General features: G+C 68.2%; 21 protein-coding genes. 9 read left to right on the top strand and 12 right to left on the bottom strand.

Going from position 1 to position 19,777, the window contains the following annotated elements; genetic code table 11:
• Positions 1–30: 30 nt before the first annotated feature.
• The 5 genes from EV192_RS02150 to dnaA all read right to left on the bottom strand — a co-directional run bounded on the left by EV192_RS02150 (position 31) and on the right by dnaA (position 6,320).
• Positions 31–618 (bottom strand): DciA family protein, encoded by a 588-nt coding sequence (locus tag EV192_RS02150; RefSeq protein WP_207925861.1) that lies wholly within the window; start codon positions 616–618, stop codon positions 31–33.
• A gap of 82 nt (positions 619–700) precedes the next feature.
• Positions 701–1,861: a DNA replication/repair protein RecF gene (gene recF / locus EV192_RS02155; RefSeq protein ID WP_132110543.1), complete on the bottom strand. Its 1,161-nt coding sequence runs from the start codon at positions 1,859–1,861 to the stop codon at positions 701–703.
• Entirely contained in the window at positions 1,862–2,743 is an 882-nt protein-coding gene (gene gnd, locus EV192_RS02160; protein ID WP_132110545.1) for a phosphogluconate dehydrogenase (NAD(+)-dependent, decarboxylating), read from the bottom strand.
• 28 nt (positions 2,744–2,771) lie between these two features.
• Positions 2,772–3,917, bottom strand: a complete 1,146-nt coding sequence (gene dnaN, locus EV192_RS02165) for a DNA polymerase III subunit beta (protein ID WP_132110547.1) — start codon at positions 3,915–3,917, stop codon at positions 2,772–2,774.
• A gap of 849 nt (positions 3,918–4,766) precedes the next feature.
• Complete coding sequence (gene dnaA / locus EV192_RS02170) at positions 4,767–6,320, bottom strand: chromosomal replication initiator protein DnaA (RefSeq protein ID WP_132110549.1); 1,554 nt, start codon at positions 6,318–6,320, stop codon at positions 4,767–4,769.
• Between the two features lie 456 nt (positions 6,321–6,776).
• On the opposite strand from dnaA, the gene rpmH reads away from it, so the two are divergent.
• The 8 genes from rpmH (at position 6,777) to EV192_RS02210 (ending at position 12,230) form a co-directional block, all read left to right on the top strand.
• Positions 6,777–6,920, top strand: coding sequence for a 50S ribosomal protein L34 (rpmH, locus tag EV192_RS02175; protein WP_132110551.1), 144 nt, complete (start codon positions 6,777–6,779; stop codon positions 6,918–6,920).
• A gap of 17 nt (positions 6,921–6,937) precedes the next feature.
• Positions 6,938–7,321 carry a ribonuclease P protein component gene (rnpA, locus tag EV192_RS02180; RefSeq protein ID WP_132110553.1) on the top strand — a complete coding sequence of 128 codons (384 nt, stop codon included), beginning with the start codon at positions 6,938–6,940 and terminating at the stop codon, positions 7,319–7,321.
• Entirely contained in the window at positions 7,318–7,659 is a 342-nt protein-coding gene (gene yidD, locus EV192_RS02185; protein ID WP_243726582.1) for a membrane protein insertion efficiency factor YidD, read from the top strand. The genes rnpA and yidD overlap by 4 nt, the downstream gene beginning before the upstream one ends.
• A 4-nt stretch (positions 7,660–7,663) precedes the next feature.
• Positions 7,664–8,848 (top strand): membrane protein insertase YidC, encoded by a 1,185-nt coding sequence (gene yidC, locus EV192_RS02190; protein WP_132110555.1) that lies wholly within the window; start codon positions 7,664–7,666, stop codon positions 8,846–8,848.
• Complete coding sequence (locus EV192_RS02195; protein WP_132110557.1) at positions 8,845–9,423, top strand: Jag family protein; 579 nt, start codon at positions 8,845–8,847, stop codon at positions 9,421–9,423. The genes yidC and EV192_RS02195 overlap by 4 nt, the downstream gene beginning before the upstream one ends.
• A gap of 212 nt (positions 9,424–9,635) precedes the next feature.
• Positions 9,636–10,286, top strand: a complete 651-nt coding sequence (rsmG, locus tag EV192_RS02200; protein WP_243726584.1) for a 16S rRNA (guanine(527)-N(7))-methyltransferase RsmG — start codon at positions 9,636–9,638, stop codon at positions 10,284–10,286.
• A gap of 64 nt (positions 10,287–10,350) precedes the next feature.
• Complete coding sequence (locus EV192_RS02205) at positions 10,351–11,253, top strand: ParA family protein (RefSeq protein WP_132110561.1); 903 nt, start codon at positions 10,351–10,353, stop codon at positions 11,251–11,253.
• Complete coding sequence (locus tag EV192_RS02210) at positions 11,250–12,230, top strand: ParB/RepB/Spo0J family partition protein (protein ID WP_132110563.1); 981 nt, start codon at positions 11,250–11,252, stop codon at positions 12,228–12,230. The genes EV192_RS02205 and EV192_RS02210 overlap by 4 nt, the downstream gene beginning before the upstream one ends.
• Positions 12,231–12,363: 133 nt before the next feature.
• Here EV192_RS02210 and EV192_RS02215 read toward each other — a convergent pair whose 3' ends face one another.
• On the bottom strand, positions 12,364–13,311 hold the full coding sequence (locus tag EV192_RS02215; protein ID WP_132110565.1) for a D-alanine--D-alanine ligase family protein: 948 nt from the start codon (positions 13,309–13,311) through the stop codon (positions 12,364–12,366).
• A gap of 9 nt (positions 13,312–13,320) precedes the next feature.
• Entirely contained in the window at positions 13,321–14,652 is a 1,332-nt protein-coding gene (locus tag EV192_RS02220; protein ID WP_132110567.1) for an aminotransferase-like domain-containing protein, read from the bottom strand.
• Between the two features lie 155 nt (positions 14,653–14,807).
• Between EV192_RS02220 and EV192_RS02225 the strand changes: the two genes are divergently transcribed.
• Positions 14,808–15,434, top strand: a complete 627-nt coding sequence (locus EV192_RS02225; RefSeq protein WP_132110569.1) for a GNAT family N-acetyltransferase — start codon at positions 14,808–14,810, stop codon at positions 15,432–15,434.
• Positions 15,435–15,440: 6 nt separating this feature from the next.
• On the opposite strand, the gene EV192_RS02230 is transcribed toward EV192_RS02225, so the two are convergent.
• The 5 genes from EV192_RS02230 to sigM form a co-directional block, all read right to left on the bottom strand.
• Positions 15,441–16,652 carry an N-acetylmuramoyl-L-alanine amidase gene (locus EV192_RS02230; RefSeq protein WP_132110571.1) on the bottom strand — a complete coding sequence of 404 codons (1,212 nt, stop codon included), beginning with the start codon at positions 16,650–16,652 and terminating at the stop codon, positions 15,441–15,443.
• Positions 16,653–16,859: 207 nt separating this feature from the next.
• A complete protein-coding gene (gene trxA / locus EV192_RS02235) occupies positions 16,860–17,189 on the bottom strand; it encodes a thioredoxin (protein ID WP_132110573.1) in 330 nt (109 codons plus the stop codon).
• Between the two features lie 18 nt (positions 17,190–17,207).
• Entirely contained in the window at positions 17,208–18,203 is a 996-nt protein-coding gene (gene trxB / locus EV192_RS02240; RefSeq protein ID WP_132110575.1) for a thioredoxin-disulfide reductase, read from the bottom strand.
• Between the two features lie 145 nt (positions 18,204–18,348).
• On the bottom strand, positions 18,349–19,122 hold the full coding sequence (locus EV192_RS02245; protein WP_132110577.1) for a hypothetical protein: 774 nt from the start codon (positions 19,120–19,122) through the stop codon (positions 18,349–18,351).
• Positions 19,119–19,745, bottom strand: coding sequence for an RNA polymerase sigma factor SigM (gene sigM, locus EV192_RS02250; protein ID WP_132110579.1), 627 nt, complete (start codon positions 19,743–19,745; stop codon positions 19,119–19,121). Before sigM ends, EV192_RS02245 begins: the two co-directional genes overlap by 4 nt.
• Positions 19,746–19,777: the final 32 nt, after the last annotated feature.

The following is a 19,777-nucleotide window of genomic DNA, read 5'->3' on the forward strand; positions in this document are numbered from 1 at the left end:
ACTGCTGAGCGGTGGTCTCAGTCGCTCAGGTTAGCCGTACGTGTCACGCGGGCCGCGACCGGACACGTGCCTTGGCCCGTACCGCCAACTGGGTGCCGCCGGACCGTGCACTTTGAGCCGTTTCACCACGTTGGGACCCACCCCCTTGGCGATCTTGGCCAGCAGTTGGCGCTGCAGCAACCGCAGCTGTGTCGCCCATGCGGTTGAAGACGCCTGCACGATCAGTTCGCCATCGCGCAACGCGAGCGGCTTGGCATGCTCGGCGATCTCGGCGCCGACGAGCGCGGTCCACCGGCCGAACACCTCGCCGTTGGCCAGTTGCTCGCTCCAGCCGCGGTCCGTCGCGATCCGGCCGAGGATCTGGCCGAACCGCTGCGGGTCACGGTTGTCGGCACCAGCGCCTGACCAGCGGCGACGCTTCCGGGAGTCGGCATGCGGGGCTTGTCGCTGGGTCTTCTTGCGTCGGCTGTTGGTCCCGGCGGCCTCCTGTGCCGCCTTGAGCGCGGCCCGGGCGAGGTCGGAGCCACGAAGCTCACCCTGCGTGTTGGAATCATCCGATCGGGCGAAGATCGTGGGCGAATTGTCCGAGTCAGTCCCGTTCGAACCCCGCGTAGTCACCGTGTTATCCACACTATCCACAGAGTTGTCCCCAGATGTGGGACGGCTCACACCACCGGGGGTGATCTTCGGTAGCTGATCGTCATCTGGCACGGCTTACCTCCCCGCCTGCGACCGTGAACCGGTTACCAGCCAGTTCACCGGGGACATCCTCCTCCACCGCCGCCGTGATCAGGACCTGTTCGGCCGCGGCGGCCACTTCGGCGAGTCGCGCCCGCCGCCGCCGGTCCAGCTCGGCGAACACGTCGTCCAGCACCAACACCGGCTCCGAGCCCTCCGAGCGAAGCAATTCATACGCGGCCAGCCGCAACGCCAGCGCAAACGACCAGGATTCGCCGTGGCTGGCGTACCCCTTGGCCGGTGCCTCGCCGAGTACCAGCTCCAGGTCGTCCCGGTGCGGGCCGACCAGGCTGACACCCCGCTCCAACTCCGCGGACCGGTTGGCCGCCAGCGCCGCGAGCAACGCGTCCCCCACGATCTCCGGATCGGCCCGGTCACCGCCCGGCACGCCGTAGCCAGGCTCGAGGCTGTCACCGACCGACGACCGGTAGCCGATCGCCGCGGACGTCGGTTTGTCAGTGCCGGCGACACCCGCGTATGCGGCGACCACATGCGGTGCCAGATCGGCCACGAGGTCCAGGCGGGCCGCGAGCAGCTGACCGCCGTGAGTCGCGAGATGTCCGTCCCACACGTCAAGCGTTGCTATGTCGCCCTTTGATCCCGCGCGCCGCGCGGCACCTGACGACTTGAGCAAAGCATTGCGCTGTTTCAGCACCCGCTCGTAGTCCGAACGCACACCCGCGAAACGGGGCGCGCGCAGAACGAGAAGGTCGTCGAGAAACCGCCGCCGCTCACCGGGATCGCCACGGACCAACGCGAGATCCTCCGGCGCGAACAACACTGTGCGCAGGATTCCCAGGACATCCCGCGGCCGCGGCACCGGGCCGCGGTTGATCCGCGCCCGGTTCGCCTTGCCCGCGGTGATCTCCAGCTCGATCGTGAGCTCACGCCCTTCGTTGACGATGGCGGTCCGCACCACCGCGCGCGCGGCACCGTGTCTGATCATCGGGGCGTCGGTGGCCACCCGGTGCGATCCCAGGGTGGCCGCGTATCCGATCGCCTCGACCAGATTCGTCTTGCCCTGGCCGTTCGCGCCGATGATCACGCTCGGGCCAGGCTCGAAGGTCAGGTCCGCCTGCTCCCATGAACGGAAGTCGACGACCTGCAGCTGCCGGACGTACACCTATACCTTGTGTACCGCGTGGCCACCGAACTGGTTACGCAGCGCGGCAACCGCACGCATCGCCGGCGAATCCTCCTGCCGGGAGGCGAATCGCGCGAACAACGCGGCGGAGATAACCGGCGCGGGCACCGCGTGGTTGATCGCCTCCGCGACCGTCCACCTGCCCTCGCCGGAATCCTCGACATATCCCCGAAGATCGTCCAGCTCGGGGTCGGAGTCCAAGGCACGCACCAGAAGGTCGAGCAGCCACGACCGCACGACCGTGCCGCGCTGCCACGCGCGGATCACCGCGGGCACGTCGGTCACAAGGTCAACGGTGTCAAGGAGTTCGAAGCCCTCGGCGTACGCCTGCATGAGTCCGTACTCGATGCCGTTGTGCACCATCTTGGAGTAGTGCCCTGCGCCGATTGGCCCCGCGTGCGCGAAACCCTCCTCGCGCGGCCCTTCCGGCCGCAGCGCGTCGAAGATCGGCATCGCCCGGTCGACATCAGCCCGGTCACCGCCGACCATCAGGCCGTAGCCGACGTCAAGACCCCAGACGCCGCCGGACACGCCGACGTCCAGGTACCGGATTCCTTTCTCAGCAAGGAAAGCGGCGTTCTTCGCGTCCTCGGTGTACTTCGAGTTGCCGCCGTCGATCACCAGGTCGCCCTCGGCGAGCAGGTCGCGCAGTTCGGTGACGGTGTCCCGGGTCGGGTCACCGGCCGGGACCATCACCCAGACGGTCCGCGGCGCCGCCAGCTTCCCGACCAGATCCGCCAGTGACTCCGAGTCGGTGACGTCCGGGTTGCGGTCGAAGCCGACCACCTCGTGACCGGCCTTGCGCAACCGCTCGCGCATGTTGAACCCCATTCGGCCGAGGCCGACGAGCCCGAGCTGCACGGTATCTCCCCTTTGTGCCTTGTGACGACTAACCCGGCAACCGCACGGGCATCAGCAGGTACAGGTAGCCAGGCATGACATCGCCATCCTCACCCACCGGCTTGATCAACGCCGGACGGTTGGGTGTGGTGAAGGACAACTCCGCGCGGTCGGTGTGCAACGCGCCAAGGCCGTCCTGCAGGTAGCCCGGGTTGAACGCGATGGTCACCGGCTCGCCGTCGAACTGCACCGGGATCTCTTCCTCAGCGCTGCCCTCGTCGTCGCCACCGGCCGAGAGCTTCAGACCGCCCTCGTGGAACTCCAACCGGACCTGGGTGCCGCGTTCGGCCACCAGCGACACGCGCTTGATCGCCTCGACGAGCGGGCCGACCTCGATGACCGCGTTCGACGTCTGCTCGGTCGGCAGCAACTGGCGGTACCGCGGGAACTCCGCGTCGAGCAGACGGGTCGTGGTCCGCCGGCCGGTACCCGCCAGACCGAGCAGGCCGTCCCCGGACGCGAGTGCGAGCTCGACGGTTTTGCCTGCGGTGCCAAGGGACTTGGCCGCGTCGGCCAGCGTCCGCGCCGGAACGAGAACGGCCGCGTCCGGAACGTCGCCGGACGGCTTCCAGGCGAACTCCCGCATCGCCAACCGGAACCGGTCGGTGGCGACGAGCGTGAGGGTCTCGCCGTTGATCTCGATCCGAACGCCGGTCAGCATCGGCAGCGTGTCGTCGCGGCCGGCCGCGATCGCGACCTGGGCGACGGCCTGACCGAACACCTCGCCGGTGAGTTCGCCGGCGAGCTGCGGCATCGCCGGCAGCTGGGGGTAGTCCTCGACCGGCATGGTCGGCAGGCTGAACCGCGCGCTGCCGCACGTGATGGTGACGCGGGCGCCGTCGACCGAGATCTCGACGGGCTGGTTCGGCAGCGCCTTGGTGATGTCGGCGAGCAACCGGCCGGACACCAGGGTGCGGCCGCCGTCGGCGATGGTCGCCGGAACCCCGACCGTGGCTGAGACCTCGTAGTCGAAGCCGGAGATGGTCAGCGCCTCGCCTTGATCGTCGGCCGGCGAGCCGGACCCGGCGTCCAGCAACACCCCGCCCAGTACTGGGACGGGAGGCCTGGACGGGAGGCTGCGCGCGACCCAGGCGACGGCGTCGGCGAGACCGTCGCGCTCGACGCGGATCTTCATGGAGGTCCTTTCAGACTCGGCCCGTTGATCCCCCGGCTGCGCCGTGTCCCGAGCCACTCGGCGTGGGGCGGCGAAGCTGTAGAGGTTCAACCGTAGAGCGTGCCGGGCGGTCCCGTCATCCGGGGCCGAGCGCCCGGACTTTTCTCCCGGGCCGGTTGTCCTCAGCCATCCACCGCCCCTGTTTCTGTTTTGGAGATCTCTTCAAGAGAGCAAAACAGCAACAGCAGTAAGGGCTGTGGACTGTGTGGATGGGCCGCGTCCGCCCTGCTCCAGCGCCGCGTCGGACTGTGGGCAAGTACCCGATGTGATCGGTGGATAGACCCGATCGGCGGTGTACAACTCCCGAGCGCCCTCGATCCGTCCACACAATGTGGGAGTTGTCCACAGCCCCATCCCCAGATGTGGGTCGATCCATGCCCAGGGCCTGTGTATGGCGAGAAGTGACGCGAATCGCCCCGTTGGGTGATGGGATCGGCCGGATCCGACCGCGCCGGCGACTTTCTGGGGGTGTGGACAGCCGTCCACAGGCGGGAAAAAGGTCGAGATTCCGGCCGGTCGGACCGACGACGACCGGTGTCCCGACACCGGATCCGCCTGATCGCATGATCGGTTCGGCCGACCCCAGTCCCGGCCGCGACACGCGTGGGACGGGCCAGATGGCCACCTTCGGGTGCGATGAGTTCCGGCCGGTCCGACGGTCTATTTACCTGACGGGTCCGGCCCAAGGTCCGGACCCGTACAGAAAGAACCCCAGTCGGTGCCCCGTTGGGGGTGGGCATCGGCTGGGGTTTCTGGGACCAAGCAGCGGGGTGGGGGGTCGCTCAGGGGAGGCGGGCCGGACCCCGTGGGTCAGCCGCGGGCGCGCTGCTTTATTCGGGATGTGAGTTCTTGGACCTGGTCGTAGGTCCGGCGGCGCTCGGCCATTTCCTTGCGGATCTTCTTCTCCGCGTGCATCACGGTGGTGTGGTCCCGGCCGCCGAAGGTTTGGCCGATCTTCGGCAGGGAGAGGTCGGTCAGCTCTCGACACAGATACATGGAGATCTGTCGGGACTGGGCGAGCGCCTTGGTCTTGCCGGGGCCGCACAGGTCTTCGATCGTCACGCCGAAGAACTCGGCGGTGACCGCCATGATCGTCGAGGCGCTGATCTCCGGGACCTGGGAGTCCGGGATCAGGTCGCGCAGCACGATCTCGGCCAGGCCCAGGTCCACCGGCTGGCGGTTGAGGGAGGCGAACGCGGTCACCCGGATCAGCGCGCCTTCGAGCTCACGGATGTTGTGCTCGATCCGGGCGGCGATGAACTCGAGTACCTCGGCCGGCACGTTCAGCCGGTCCTGGGCGGCCTTCTTGCGGAGGATCGCGATCCGGGTCTCCAGTTCGGGCGGCTGGATGTCGGTGATCAGGCCCCACTCGAACCGGGTGCGCAGCCGGTCCTCCAGGGTCTCCAGCCGCTTGGGCGGCCGGTCCGAGGAGACCACGATCTGCTTGTTCGCGTTGTGCAGCGTGTTGAAGGTGTGGAAGAACTCCTCCTGAGTACCTTCCTTGCCCTCCAGGAACTGGATGTCGTCGACCAACAGGATGTCGATGTCGCGGTAGCGGCGCTGGAACGCCACTTTCCGGTCGTCACGCAGCGAGTTGATGAAGTCGTTCGTGAACTCTTCGGTCGAGACGTACCGGACCCGCATCCCCGGGAACAGTCGCTGGGCGTAGTGGCCGACCGCGTGCAGCAGGTGGGTCTTGCCCAGCCCGGACTCCCCCCAGATAAAGAGTGGGTTGTACGCGCGGGCCGGGGCCTCGGCGACGGCGACGGCGGCCGCGTGCGCGAACCGGTTCGACGCGCCGATCACGAAGGTGTCGAACGTGTACTTCTCGTTCAGCCGGGTCTTCGAGGTCTGCGGCTGGGCCGGCGCGGTGAACGGCTGCTGGGACGTGGGCGGCTGCTTGCCGTTGAACGTCGGCCAGATCTCGTGGACCGCGGCGAGCGCCTCGCCCTCCTCGTCCACTTCCTCACCGTCGGCCTCACCCAACTCGACCGATGCGGCGGAGTCCTCAACTGGCGGGCCCGCGACCATCGGCCCGGTCACCCCGACCGGTTCGGTCGGCGGCCCGTCCACGATCGGCTGGACCGGAGGTGTCGGCGAGCCGACTGTGTCCACCTTCACCGCCAGGGACACTGTCCGCCCGAGCCGGCGGGACAGCGCGTTGGTGATCGGCTCGCGCAGGGCGCGCTCGATCGCCTCTTTCGCGAAGTCGCTCGGCGCGGCCAGCAACGCGGTGCCGTCCAACAGTCCGATCGGTCGGGTCACCCGCATCCAGGCTCGCTGCTGGGGCGACAGGGTCCCAGCGGACAGTTCCCGTACGACCTGTTCCCAGACGAGACCAAGGTTGATCTGGTGTTCGGACACCTGGCGGGCTCCCCTCCCCTCATCGGCACGGTACGTCATGTGAGAAAGCGCCCCGAGGGCATCCACAGGGTTGTCCACAACTGTGCACGAAGATACGGCGTACCGCAGCAAAGCCCACCTGGAGTTCAACGTACCGAGTGGCACATGACACGGCGGGGCTCCCACTCCCCGTGTGACAAACCGGAAGCCGCACGCTAACAAGCGCCGCCGTCGCCCACAAGATGGGACTCTGACTCGCGCCCGCCGCGATCGGCGTGTCGCGTGGACGAGCTGGGGATAGACCCCCGATAGTGGCCGACCCGGTTCGGTGACGTACTCTCGGAGGGTCTCCCGCTAGCGCCGGGTGCCTTCCGCGTGCCTAGAGAAATGGTCACCACGGCGACCCGCGCACTGGTCCGTCGTGGGCCACCTCCGGCTGGAGACCCGAGACCACGCAAGTACAGGAGAACGACAGCCGTGAGCAAGGGCAAGCGCACCTTCCAGCCGAACAACCGCCGTCGCGCCAAGACCCACGGGTTCCGGCTGCGCATGCGCACCCGCGCGGGGCGGGCGATCCTGTCCGCGCGCCGCCGCAAGGGCCGTACCGAACTGTCGGCCTGACAGGCGGCACGACAACCGTGCTGCCCGCAACCGCCCGGCTCACGCGTAGCGGCGACTTCGCCCAAGTGACCCGGCACGGTCGACGAGCCGGGCGACCCCGGCTTGTCGTCCATGCGGTGACCGACCGGCAGCAAGACGTGACTCTGACCCGGACGGGCGACCCCGTCCGGGTTGGCTTCGTTGTGAGCAAGGCTGTGGGCAACTCCGTGGTCCGCCACCGGGTCTCCCGCCGGCTGCGCCACCTGGTGCGCGACCGGCTCGGAACTCTGGCCCCAGGCAGCACGTTGGTCGTCCGGGCGCTGCCGGCGGCTGCCACCGCGTCGAGCGCCGAACTCGGGAGTGACTTCGACGCGGCCGTCCGGCGGCTCAAGCTGGTACCGGCCGACGGCGGTGCGGTGTGACTGAATCGAAGCTGGACCCTGTGGGCGAGCCGGATGGCGCACGACGCCGGACCGGTCCAGTGGCATGGGTGCTCGTCCAGCCGATTCGGGCCTACCAGCGGTGGATCTCACCGGCGCTCCCGCCGAGCTGCCGCTTCTACCCGAGTTGCAGCGCGTACGCCGTCGAGGCGTTGCAGGTACACGGCGCGCTGAAGGGCCTCTGGCTCGCGGTGCGCCGGCTGTTGCGCTGCGGCCCGTGGCACCCCGGGGGTATCGACCCGGTGCCACCCCGTCGTACCCGCGGCCACGCGCCGCCCCAGACTTTGACCCCGGCTCACCACAGCCCCGCCGAGGAGTAGCCCCGTGCTCGATTTCATCAACTACCCGGTGTCCTTCATCCTCTGGTGTTGGCACAAGGTCTTCGGGTTCGTCTTCGGCCCGGCCAGCGGCGTCGCCTGGGTACTCGGGATCATCTTCCTGACGTTCACCGTGCGCGCGATCCTGATCAAGCCGTTCATCAAGCAGGTCCGCTCGATGCGCAAGATGCAGGAGTTCGCGCCGGAGATCAAGAAGCTCCAGGCCAAGTACAAGAACGACCGGCAGAAACTCGCCCAGGAGATGCAGAAGCTGCAGTCGCAGCACGGGGTCAACCCACTCGGCGGCTGCCTGCCGATGATCCTGCAGATCCCGGTCTTCTTCGGCCTGAACAACGTGCTCCGCGGCTTCCACGCCGGCGCCGACAAGAACTACATGTTCGGCGCCGACGAGGTGAACTCGTACATGCACGCCGACCTGTTCGGCGCCCGGCTGTCGAACTTCATCGCGCAGCCGGTCCAGCAGATCACCGAGATGGGCGCGAACCACACGTCCGTGATCATCGTGTCGATCCCGCTGATGATCGTCGCCAGCTTCGCCACGCACCTCACCGCGCGGCACAACGTGGAGCGGCAGAACCCGGCGACGGCCACGGCCCAGACCGGGATCATGAACAAGATCACCCTGTACGTGTTCCCGTTCGGCGTGCTCGTGTTCGGTGCGTTCTTCCCGATCGGTCTGCTCGTCTACTGGTTGAGCAACAACGGCTGGACCCTCGGCCAGCAGCGGTTGATCTACAAGAAGATCGACCGCGAGGAAGAGGAGAAGAAGGCCGCCGTGGTCGAGAAGCGCACCGCCCTCGGCCCGAAGGTCGGCCAGAAGCCCACCCAGGTCAAGAAGCGCCCGGCCACCGCGAAGCCGGCCGGTACCGCCGGCTCCACCGACACGCCCAAGCCGGCGAGCACCACGAACAAGCCGACCGCGTCGAAGCCCGCGCCCGGGGCCAAGCCCGCGCCGGGCGCCAAACCTGCGCCGGGGGCCAAGCCGGTGGTCCGGAAGAACCAGCCGGCCAAGCCGCAGGGCGCCAGGAACCAGGCGGCCCGCAAACAGGACCCGGTCCCCAGTGACCGCAAGCAAGATCCGGCGCCGGACAACAACGGCTCCGGCGACGAAGTTTCCGGTCTGGGTTCAGACCGATCCCCCAGCAAGAAGTCAGGCCGGAAGCGTCCATGACGTCATCCGTGGCCTGGAGAGGAGAGACCGTGACGGCAGCCGACACCGACCTCGGGGCGGAAGGCGCGACCGACACTGAAGAGAAGCCGGCTCGATCCGGCCCAAGCGGAGAGGAGTTGCTGGTTCGCGAAGGCGACATCGCCGGTGACTACCTCGAGCGCCTGCTCGACCTGCTGGACTTCGACGGAGACATCGACCTGGATGTCGAAGCCGGGCGGGCGATCGTCAGCATCGATGGCGGTGACGATCTGGAGAAGCTCGTCGGGCCACGTGGCAGCGCGCTTGAGGCGTTGCAGGAGCTGACCCGGCTCGCGGTGCAGCAGGAGACCGGCGTGCGTAGCCGGCTCATGTTGGACATCGCAGGGTGGCGCGCCGAGCGTCGCGAGGAGTTGCGTGACCTTGGCAAGGCGAGTGCGGAGAAGGTGGTCAGCACTGGAGAGAAGGTCCGGCTCCAGCCGATGACGCCGTTCGAGCGGAAGGTCGTGCACGACGCGGTGGCCGAAGTCGAAGGTGTGCACAGCGAGAGCGAGGGCGAGGACCCCCGTCGACGTGTGGTGATTTTCCCGAAGCCCTGACACGTCTGAGTGACTTTGGACGCGGTCCGCCGAATTTGGCGGACCGCGTTCTTTTTTCGGCCCGGTTATGTGAGAAGCTGAACGCCGTGCCGCGCCACACGTGTTTCACGTGAAACGCCTCCCTGATTTCCGGTGGGTCCGCGCGGGACAAGCCTCGCCGATCGACGACAATCGAGACCGGCACGTTTCACGTGGAACATCGGATGGAGTTCATGACCGACGTGGTGGCTGAGGCGTTCGGCGCTGGTTCGGATCGGGCGACCCGATTCGCTGAGCTGCTGGCGGTGCATGGTGTCGAGCGCGGCCTGATCGGTCCACGTGAGGTCGACCGACTCTGGGATCGGCACCTCCTCAACTCGGTGGCCATCGCCGAGTGCGTGCCGCAGGGCGCCGCCGTGGTCGATGTCGGCTCGGGCGCCGGACTGCCGGGCATTCCGTTGGCGATCGCCCGACCGGATCTGTCCGTGGTGTTGCTGGAGCCGATGGCTCGTCGGATCGCCTGGCTCGAAGAGGTCGTGACGAAGCTCGAACTCACCAACGTAGAGGTAGTCCGCGGTCGCGCCGAGGAGAAGGCGATCCGGCAGCGAGTGAGCGACCGGGATGTGGCGACTGCCCGTGCGGTGGCGCCGCTCGGCAAGCTCGCCGGGTGGTGCCTCCCCCTGCTGCGGGTCGGCGGTCAGCTGATCGCACTCAAAGGATCGAGCGCTGCCGAGGAGATCGAACGAGACCGGGACGAGATCGCCCGTGCGGGCGGGGTCGACCCGGTGGTGCAGACGTGTGGACGCGGGCTGGATGAGCCCGCGACCGTCGTGGTCGTGCGGCGTGCTGAACCAGCTGCCGGGCGTCACCGCAGGCGGCGATGAGGAAAGGATCGAACCGACGCATGTTCCACGTGAAACTTGAGACGGTGCCGCCGGCGCCGAGGAGGTGCAGCCACCCGTGAGTCATCCGATCCCGACCGGCGAAGTGAACTGGACGCCGATCGCCGAGGAGGCCGAGCGCGCAGCGAAGCTCCTCCACCCCGACCGGCAGTTCCCCAAACCCTCCCACCGTCGCGTCATGACCGTCGCCAACCAAAAGGGGGGCGTCGGCAAGACGACCAGCGCGGTGAACCTCGCGGCTGGGCTGGCGATGCATGGGCTCAAGGTGCTCGTGATCGACCTCGACCCACAGGGCAACGCCAGCACCGCACTCGGCGTCGAACACCGCTCGGGCACGCCGTCCATCTACGAAGTGCTGCTGGGTGAGGTCTCGCTGAAGGAAGCCGCTCAGGTCAGCGACCAGTCGCCGAACCTGTGGTGCGTGCCGGCGACCATAGACCTCGCCGGTGCCGAGATCGAGTTGGTCGAGATGCACGGACGGGAGTCCCGGCTGAAGGCGGCACTCACCGACGAGGCGTTCGACGAACTGGGGCCGGACTACGTCTTCATCGACTGCCCGCCATCGCTCGGCCTGCTGACGGTCAACGCGATGGTCGCCGCGCAGGAGGTGCTCATCCCGATCCAGTGCGAGTACTACGCGCTGGAGGGTCTGAGCCAGCTGCTGAAGAACGTCGACCTGGTGCAGAAGCACCTGAACCCGGACCTGGACCTGTCCACGATCCTGCTGACGATGTACGACGGCCGGACCAAGCTCGCCGACCAGGTCAGCGCCGAGGTGCGGACGCACTTCGGTGACGTGGTCCTGCAGACGGTCATCCCGCGCAACGTGAAGGTCTCCGAGGCGCCGAGCTTCGGGCAGACCGTGCTCGCCTACGACCCAGGTTCGCGGGGTGCGATGAGCTACCTGGACGCGTCCCGTGAACTCGCCGAACGGGGTGCGGCGGAATGAAGCCGGAGTCCCCACCGGTGCGCAAGGGCGGTCTGGGTCGTGGTCTGGCCGCCTTGATCCCCAGCGGTCCCGCGGACGACGCGGCGCCGGCCATCTCGAAACGGCCGGTGCCGTCACGGGGAACCGCCGAGCCGGTCGGCGAGGTCGCGGGGGCGGTGTACAAGGAGATCCTCACCTCGGCGATCAGGCCGAACCCGAAGCAGCCGCGCCAGGTCTTCGACGAGGAGGCGCTGGCCGAGCTGGAGCACTCGATCCGCGAGTTCGGCCTGATGCAGCCGATCGTGGTCCGGGATCTCGGCGGCGGTTCGTACGAGCTGGTGATGGGCGAGCGCCGGCTGCGCGCGTCGCAACAGGCCGAGCTGGAGAAGATCCCGGCGATCGTGCGGCAGACGGCCGACGACGCCATGCTGCGGGACGCCCTGCTCGAGAACATCCACCGGGTGCAGCTCAACCCGCTCGAAGAGGCGGCCGCGTACCAGCAGCTGCTCGACGAGTTCGAAGTCACCCACGAGGAACTCGCCAGCCGGATCGGCCGCAGCCGGCCGGTCATCACGAACACCATCCGGTTGCTCAAACTCCCCCTGCCCGTGCAGCGGAGGGTCGCGGCCGGTGTGCTCTCCGCCGGCCACGCCCGCGCGTTGCTCGGGTTGGAGCGGTCAGAGGCGCAGGAAGAGCTCGCGACCAAGATCGTGGCCGAGGGCATGTCGGTCCGGGCGACCGAGGAAGCGGTCACGCTCGCGAAGAACGAGCCGGACGCCAAGCCGAAGGCGGCGCCACAGCGCAAGCCGATGCACGCCCCCGGGCTCCAGGATCTGGCCGAGCGGCTCTCCGATCGGTTCGACACCCGGGTGAAGGTCGAGTTGGGTCAGCGCAAGGGCCGGATCGTGGTCGAGTTCGGGTCGGTGGACGATCTTGAACGGATCGTTGAACTCATGCAACAAAATGGGACAAAACGGGCGTTGCAGGGGGATGTATAACCACCCTACCCAGTTACGTCACGGTGACGATGCTGATTTGTCCGGTTTGAAACGAGGCGGTCGCGCCGGGCTCCCCGCCCGGCCACGCGACCGATCGTCCGACAGAAAGCGCGACCGGTCGCTCTTGTGAAGATCAGGTTCGGGCGATCGCGCGGTCGACGAGTTCGGCGTAGATCTCGCCGAGGGAACGACCTGCGGCCTCCGTCGCCATCGGCAGCAGCGAGGTCTCGGTCAGGCCCGGCGAGACATTCACTTCCAGGAAGTGGACCGTGCCGTTCTCGTCCACGATCGCGTCGGTGCGGGACACGTCACGCAATCCCAGCAGTCGGTGAGCGGACACCGCCAATTCCGCCACCGCGGTCGCCGCCTTGGGGTCGAGCCGCGCGGGGGTGTGGAAGTTCGTCAACCCAGCGGTGTAACGAGCGGTGTAGTCGTACACCCCGCCTTCCGGAACGATCTCCACCGCCGGCAGTGCCTGCGGGCCGTTCGCGCTGTCGACGACAGTGACCGCGACTTCAACGCCTTCGATGAGCTGCTCGGCCAACACCGTGTCGCCGTAGGCCAGGCAGCCGACCATCGCCGCCGGCAGTTCCGCCGCCTCACGGACCACCTGGGCGCCCAGCGCGGACCCACCCTGGTCCGGCTTGAGCATCAACGGCAGGCCCAGCCGGGCCACCATCGCGTCCAACACCGCCTGCGCGCCCAGTTCCCGGAACGTGGTGTGCGGCAGCACGACCCAGTCCGGGGTGGTCAGCCCGGACCGGCCAATCTCACCCTTCGCCCCGGGTTTGTCCCAAGCCCGTCGGCAGGCATGCGAGTCGGCGCCGACGAACGGCAACTCCAGCATCTCCAGGACGGTCTGGATGGATCCGTTCTCGCCTTCGCCGCCGTGCAACGCGACCACGACCGCGTCCGGGCGTTGCTCGGTGAGATGCGTCAGCAGTGAGGCGTCGGTATCCCACTCGTCGACGAACATGCCGACCGAGCGCAGAGCGGCGGAGAGCCGCCGGCCCGAGCGCAAGGACACGTCACGCTCGTGCGACAGCCCACCGGACAGGACGGCAACGGATCGTTCGGACACGTCGTGAGATTATGCCGTGTCCGGCGACGGCGTCTGCGGTCCGGACGTGATCCGGCGCGACGCCGGGCCGAACGTGCGGTACAGCTCCAACTCCTGCTCCAGCACGACCGCCAGCCGCCGGATGCCTTCTTTGATCCGCTCGGGCGTCGGGTAGCAGAACGACAAGCGCATCTGCCGGCTGCCGAACCCGTCGCCATAGAAGCCGGTGCCCGAGACGTACGCGACGCGCGCGGTGACCGCCCGCGGCAACATCGCTTTGGTGTCAATGCCTTCGGGCGTGGTCATCCACACGAAGAAGCCACCGTCCGGCTTCGTCCACGTGCAACCGGCCGGCATGTGCTGCTCCAGGCCGCTGAGCAACGCGTCCCGACGTTCCCGATAGGTCTGCTGGAACGACTTGATCTGGCCCTGCCAGTCGTGCGTCTCCAGGTAGCGGGACACGATCAGCTGGTTCAGCGTCGGCGGGCACAACGTCGTCGCTTCCGCTGCCAGCACAAGCTTTTCGCGCACCGCGTGCGGCGCGAGGGCCCAGCCGACCCGCAGCCCGGACGCGAAGGTCTTGGAGAACGAGCCGAGGTAGACCACGTTGTCCGGGTCCATCGACCGCAGCGCGGGGTACGTCTGGCCGTCGAAGCCGAGCAGGCCGTACGGGTTGTCCTCGACCACAAGGACGCCCGCGCGACGGCAGATCTCCAGGATCTCGGCTCGGCGGGACACCGCGAGCGTGATGCCGGCCGGATTGTGGAAATTCGGGATGGTGTAAAGGAATTTGACCCGCTGCCCACGGCTCTCGGCCACGGACAGCGCCTGCCGCAACGCTTCTGGGATCAGGCCGTCGTCGTCCATCTCGACGTGCACGACATTCGCCTGGTACGCCGCGAAAGTACCGAGCGCGCCCACATAGGACGGTCCCTCGGCCAGCACGATGTCGCCGGGGTCGCAGAAGATCCTGGTCACCAGGTCCAACGCCATCTGGGAGCCGACCGTGACCACGATGTCGTCCGGGTGGCCGCTGATGCCCTCCAGGGCCATCACGTCACAGATCTGCTCGCGCAACGCCGGCACGCCGTGCGCCGAGCCGTACTGCAGGGCGACCATGCCCTCGCGCGCGATCAGGGACGCGACCTCACTGGCGATCGAGTCCAGCGGCAGCGCGGCCAGGTTGGGCATGCCGCCGGCGAGCGACACCACCTCGGGGCGGCTGGCGACCGCGAACAGCGCTCGTACCTCGGATGCCGTCATGCCCGCCGCTCGCGCCGCGTAACGACGCAGATGCGGATCGAGATTCTGGCCGGCCGAAGACGTCAGGGGATGACTCTCCGGTGATTCCTCCGAGTGCATACGCCACCTCGCTCGTCAGTCAAGCGAGTGTAACTCTGGCCTCGATCAGGTCCTGACGCTTCCGGCGCTTGTCACATCGACCTATCCTGTAGGCGGGCCGTTGGCGGATGAGCCATGCCCTTTTTCTACGGTCTCGACGGGCGCGGGGAGGTTGGGTGTCGCGACGTGTCGTCGGCATCACACTGGACAACCTGGACCACCTCCCCAAGCACTCACGGGGTTGTGTGTTCTGGGAGCTGGCCCCGCACCTGAAGGAGCAGGCCGAGCAGTTCGGTGAGACGGAGCTGGAGAAGGAGGCGTGGGTCTCCAGCGTGCTGCTGGAATGGGGCTCATGCGGGCGGCTGGTGTACTCCGACAAGCTCCCGGTGGGCTTCGTCCTCTACGCCCCGCCGAACGCGGTACCGCGGTCCCTGGCGTTCCCCACCTCGCCGATCAGCCCGGACGCGGTCATCCTGACCGGGTTCTACGTGCTGCCGGAGTTCCGTGGCGGCGGGCTGGGCCGGATGCTGGTGCAAGCAGTGGCCAAGGACCTGACGCGCCGGGGAGTCAAGGCCGTCGAGGCGTTCGGCAACGCCAAGCCGGACGACGAGCCCAGCTGTGTCGTGTCGTCCGAGTTCCTGGCGTGCGTCGGCTTCAAGACCGTCCGGCCGCACGCCAAGTGGCCGCGGATGCGCCTGGAGCTGCGGAGCGCCATCACCTGGAAGGAAGACGTCGAGGCGGCGCTGGAGCGGCTGCTGGGGACGGTCCAGGTGACCACCGCCAGCCCGGTCTACCAGCGCTGAGCCGCCTTATTCGGCCTTGGCGAGCTCGTGCCGCATGACGTCGGCGAACGAGAACGTCCCGGTCGGCTGGTCGCCTTCGCCAAGCAGGTACAGGCGCTTGACGGACACGAGGATGCCTTCCGCGACGAGGTCACGGAAGGCCGGGTCGGACAGCCGCGCCCGGTCCTCGGTGTTCGTCAGATAGCCGATCTCGACCCGGACCGCCGGGCAGCGGGTCAGCCGCAGCGAGTCCCACGTCTTGGAGTGCGTACGGCAGTTCTGCATGCCCGTACGGGCGGTCAGCTCGCGCTGGATGAACCCGGCGAGCGCCTCCCCCAGCGTGGACGTGCCGCTGGTGCCGGCGCCGAAGTAGAAGGTCGCCACGCCCTGCGCGCGCGGTGCGGAGTTCTTGTCGCAGTGCAGGGACAGGAAGACGTCCCCGGTGGCCTCGTTGGCGAACTCGGCCCGCTCGGCCTCGGTGGGGCACTGGTCCGGCCCACGGGACAGCAGGGCCTCCATGCCGGTGGCCACCATCCGGCCCTCCAGGCGTCTGGCGAGGTCCCACATCAGGTCGGACTCGCGGATGCCGTCCACCGTCACACCGGTGTCGTCGCCGCCATGACCAGGGTCGATCACGATCCGCTTGCCCCGCAGCCGAGGACCAGCGCGGCGGACCCGTTCCTGCTCACGCAGCAGCACCGGCTGGCCGCCGCGGGCGCGCGGGGACAGCTGCCGCAGAGCACGGACCGTCTCCGCGCCGCACATACCGTCGACCGTCAGGCCGTAGTCACGCTGGAAATTGCGGAGCGCCGCCTCGGTCTGGGCGCCGAAGACCCCGTTCGGCCGGCCGGCGTCGTAGCCGAGCTCCAGCAGGCGTTCCTGCAGGGTCAGCACGTCGTCGCCGCTGACCGGCGCGGACACCAGGTAGGCGAGCGGACGACCGCCGAGGCGGTACGTGGCGTCACGCAGGGCCTGGTACGTCGCCGCGCCCACGACGCCGTCCGTGATCAGGCCGCGCTGCTGCTGGAACGCGCGAACGGCCTGCTCAAGGGGAAGATCGAACTGTGCTTCCGAAGACCTGCTTGCAGGGTCGAGCATCGGTGCCGTAGAACCGCCGGCAAGGTCGAGCGTCGGCGCTGTGGGCGTTCCGTTGGCCGATGGCAACAGGCCCAGCCCGGCGAGCGTGGCCCGCACCTCGGCTACGGCCGGTCCGGCGTCACCGCGGCGAAGTTCCCGCATGCACCCCTCACTCAGGTTCTTGGCAGAAACCGACTAATTCTGCTTGTGCTGCCCGCTATTGTGCCCTGCCGGTGGCCAGATGCCGCGTAGGGTCACGTCCCGCGTCCGACTGGTCACCGGACCCCTGCCTGAAAGGCCGAAACATGACACGACCCGGGGACCTGGTACTCACTCGGAGTGCCGGTCCCCGGGCCGGTGGTGATGATCTTAGCCGACGTAGTCGGCAAGGTCTTTCAACAGAGCCGCCTTCGGCTTGGCGCCGACGATCTGCTTCACTGGACGGCCGCCCTGGAACACGATCATCGTCGGGATGGACATGATCTGGTAGTCCTGGGCCACGGACGGGTTCGCGTCGATGTCCACCTTGGCGATGGTGATCTTCTCCGCGTGTTCGGCGGCGATCTCCTCGAGCACGGGCGCGACCATGCGGCACGGACCGCACCAGGTCGCCCAGAAGTCGACCAGCACGGGCTTGTCGCTCTGCAGAACATCCTCGGTGAAGGAACTGTCAGTGACGGTGACGGGTTTGCCGGTCAACGTTCTCTCCTGTCGGTGTCAGTTGTGGGTCGGGGCGTAACCGCCACCGACGAGTTCCGGGGCCTCGTGGGCGTGCTTCTCGCCGTGCTCGGCGAGCCAGCGCTCCGCGTCGATGGCCGCGGCGCATCCGGAACCGGCCGCCGTGATTGCCTGCCGGTACGTGCGGTCGACCAGGTCGCCCGCGGCGAACACGCCGTCGAGGTTCGTGTACGTGCTCTGGTCACGGACCAGCACGTATCCCTCGGCGTCCGTGTCGACCTGGCCGGCGACCAGCGCGCTGCGCGGGTCGTGCCCGATCGCCACGAACATGCCAGTCGCGTCCACCGTGCTCAGCTCACCCGTCCGGGTGTCACGCAGGCGCACGCTCGTGACCTTGTCGTCGCCGAGCACCTCGACCACCTCGGCGTTGGTGCGCCACTTGATCTTCTCGTTGGCTCGGGCCCGGTCGAGCATGATCCGCGAGGCACGGAACTCCTCGCGGCGGTGCACGATCGTCACCGAGTCGGCGAACTTGGTCAGGAAGGTGGCTTCCTCCATGGCCGAGTCGCCGCCGCCGACCACGATGATGTCGTGGCCGCGGAAGAAGAACCCGTCACAGGTCGCACACGCCGACACACCACGGCCGAGCAGCTCCTGCTCACCGGGCACGTGCATATACCGGGCAGCGGCGCCCATCGCCAGCACGACGGTCTTCGCCGGGTAGCGGACACCGTTCGCGGTGACGTACTTGACCGGGCCGGTCAGCTCGACCGACTCCACGTCCTCGGCCCGCAGCTCCGCGCCGAACCGCTCGGCCTGCTGACGCATCTGGTCCATCAGGTCCGGGCCCATGATCCCGTCGCGGAACCCCGGGTAGTTCTCCACCTCGGTCGTGGTCATCAGCGCGCCACCGAACTGGGTGCCCTCGAACACGAGGGGCGACAGCTGGGCGCGTGCTGCGTAGACCGCGGCCGTGTATCCCGCCGGACCTGAACCGACGACGATCAAGTTACGGACTTCGTCCTGCACGGCCATCTGACCTCCGACCTTCCCGCCGATACACCCTTGTCAACACGATCGTAGGTGTCGGTTGTTCCACACCTGACGGGTGACGGGGCGCACTACGCGAAATCCCGAAAACGGGGACCCTCACTTCGAGGATCCCCACTTTCCAGCCGGATTACGAGACGGTCTTGTCCGCGAGCTTCGCCGGGGTGCCCGGACCGCAGTCCGGACCCACGACCACGAGCCGGAACTGCGTCGCGCTATGGGACAACACGAGCAACGTGCCCGATTTGCCGTCCACCGTGACCTGACGGGCGCCGAGCGGCTGAACCTTCGTCGAGATCCCGTTGGCCGCGAGGCACGCGGTCAGCTTGTCCTTGTCGCTGAACGTGCCGTAGTCGTTGTGGCCACGCGCGGCGTTCAACTGCTCCTTGCCCAACTGATCGGACGTGAAGGCCAACGGACCCGGCGCGGCGCCGTTGTCGTTGCTGCTGGTCTGCTGGGCCACGCCTGGCGTTGACGTCCCCGACGGGACCGCAGCGAAGGCGATGCCTACCGCGGCCGCCGCGGCGGCCAGAAACCCGGCACCCCACCCGAGCCGCCTGTTGCGGCGTTTGCGGGCATCCGCCAGGTTGATCACCGGCGCGTGTCCCGGCGCGGGCGGCGGGACGTGTACGGACTGTGACCGGGCCCGGGACTCGGTCGCGATCGCCTCGTCCAACCGGGCCGCGAAGCGCGCCGGCATCGGCGGGGCGGGCGCGAACGCGAACTCGCGCAGGTCGGCCTGGGTGGCCTCGAGCGCCGCGATGATCTCCATCGCGGCCGGGTCCGCGTTCACCCGCGGCCACAGCTCGGCGGCGGCTTGAGGGTCCAGCGCACCTGCCTGGAGGTCGGCGAGCAGGTCAACCGACCACGGGGGCCCACCGCTCCCCCTCTCGATGCCTGTCATGTCCCCTCCCAGTGACGCCGTGGACGCCCATCGCGCGGATCAGTTGCGTCACCTGGGACGTTCGCATCTGCACCCGGGTTCCGCAGATGCCCGAGAACTTTCGCCAGCTTGGCCCGGCCCCGGGCGCAGCGGCTTTTCACCGTTCCCTCGGCGATGCCGAGCATCTGGGCGGTCTCGGCCACCGAGTAGCCCTCGACGTCGACGAGCAGGATCGGCACACGCTGTTCCTCGGACAACTCGGCCAGCGCGCCCCGCACGACCAGACTGGTCTCCCGGTCGGACATGGCGTCACCCGGAGTGACGGGCTCGGATGGCCCGGTCTCCGGCAGTGGCACAGTCGGGCGCGCTTGACGACGCCGTACGCGGTCCAGACACGCGTTCACCACGATCCGGTGCAGCCAGGTGGTCACCTGCGACTCGGCCCGGAACGAGCTGGCCGCCCGGAACGCCGAGATGAACGCCTCCTGGAGCGCGTCCGCGGCCTCCTCCGGATCACGTAGGGTGCGCAGGGCCACCGCCCACATCCGGTCCCGGTGGCGGCGAACAAGCTCTGAGAACGCGTGCGGATCCCCGGCGGCATGGGACGCGATCAGATCGGCGTCCGAACTAGCTGCGGCGGTCACACCGGAGAATATATCGACAGTGTTTTCCTGGG

It is taken from the genome of Actinocrispum wychmicini, from assembly GCF_004345645.1.
GTDB classification, from domain to species: Bacteria; Actinomycetota; Actinomycetes; order Mycobacteriales; family Pseudonocardiaceae; genus Kibdelosporangium; species Kibdelosporangium wychmicini.

Excerpts from the sequence above, each read along its gene's own strand:
- EV192_RS02210 (WP_132110563.1), top strand. The coding sequence starts at position 11,250 with ATGAAGCCGGAGTCCCCACCGGTGCGCAAGGGCGGTCTGGGTCGTGGT.
- EV192_RS02230 (WP_132110571.1), bottom strand. The coding sequence starts at position 16,652 with ATGCGGGAACTTCGCCGCGGTGACGCCGGACCGGCCGTAGCCGAGGTG.
- EV192_RS02245 (WP_132110577.1), bottom strand. The coding sequence starts at position 19,122 with ATGACAGGCATCGAGAGGGGGAGCGGTGGGCCCCCGTGGTCGGTTGAC.
- rsmG (WP_243726584.1), top strand. The coding sequence starts at position 9,636 with ATGACCGACGTGGTGGCTGAGGCGTTCGGCGCTGGTTCGGATCGGGCG.
- EV192_RS02195 (WP_132110557.1), top strand. The coding sequence starts at position 8,845 with ATGACGTCATCCGTGGCCTGGAGAGGAGAGACCGTGACGGCAGCCGAC.
- trxB (WP_132110575.1), bottom strand. The coding sequence starts at position 18,203 with ATGGCCGTGCAGGACGAAGTCCGTAACTTGATCGTCGTCGGTTCAGGT.
- EV192_RS02220 (WP_132110567.1), bottom strand. The coding sequence starts at position 14,652 with ATGCACTCGGAGGAATCACCGGAGAGTCATCCCCTGACGTCTTCGGCC.
- dnaN (WP_132110547.1), bottom strand. The coding sequence starts at position 3,917 with ATGAAGATCCGCGTCGAGCGCGACGGTCTCGCCGACGCCGTCGCCTGG.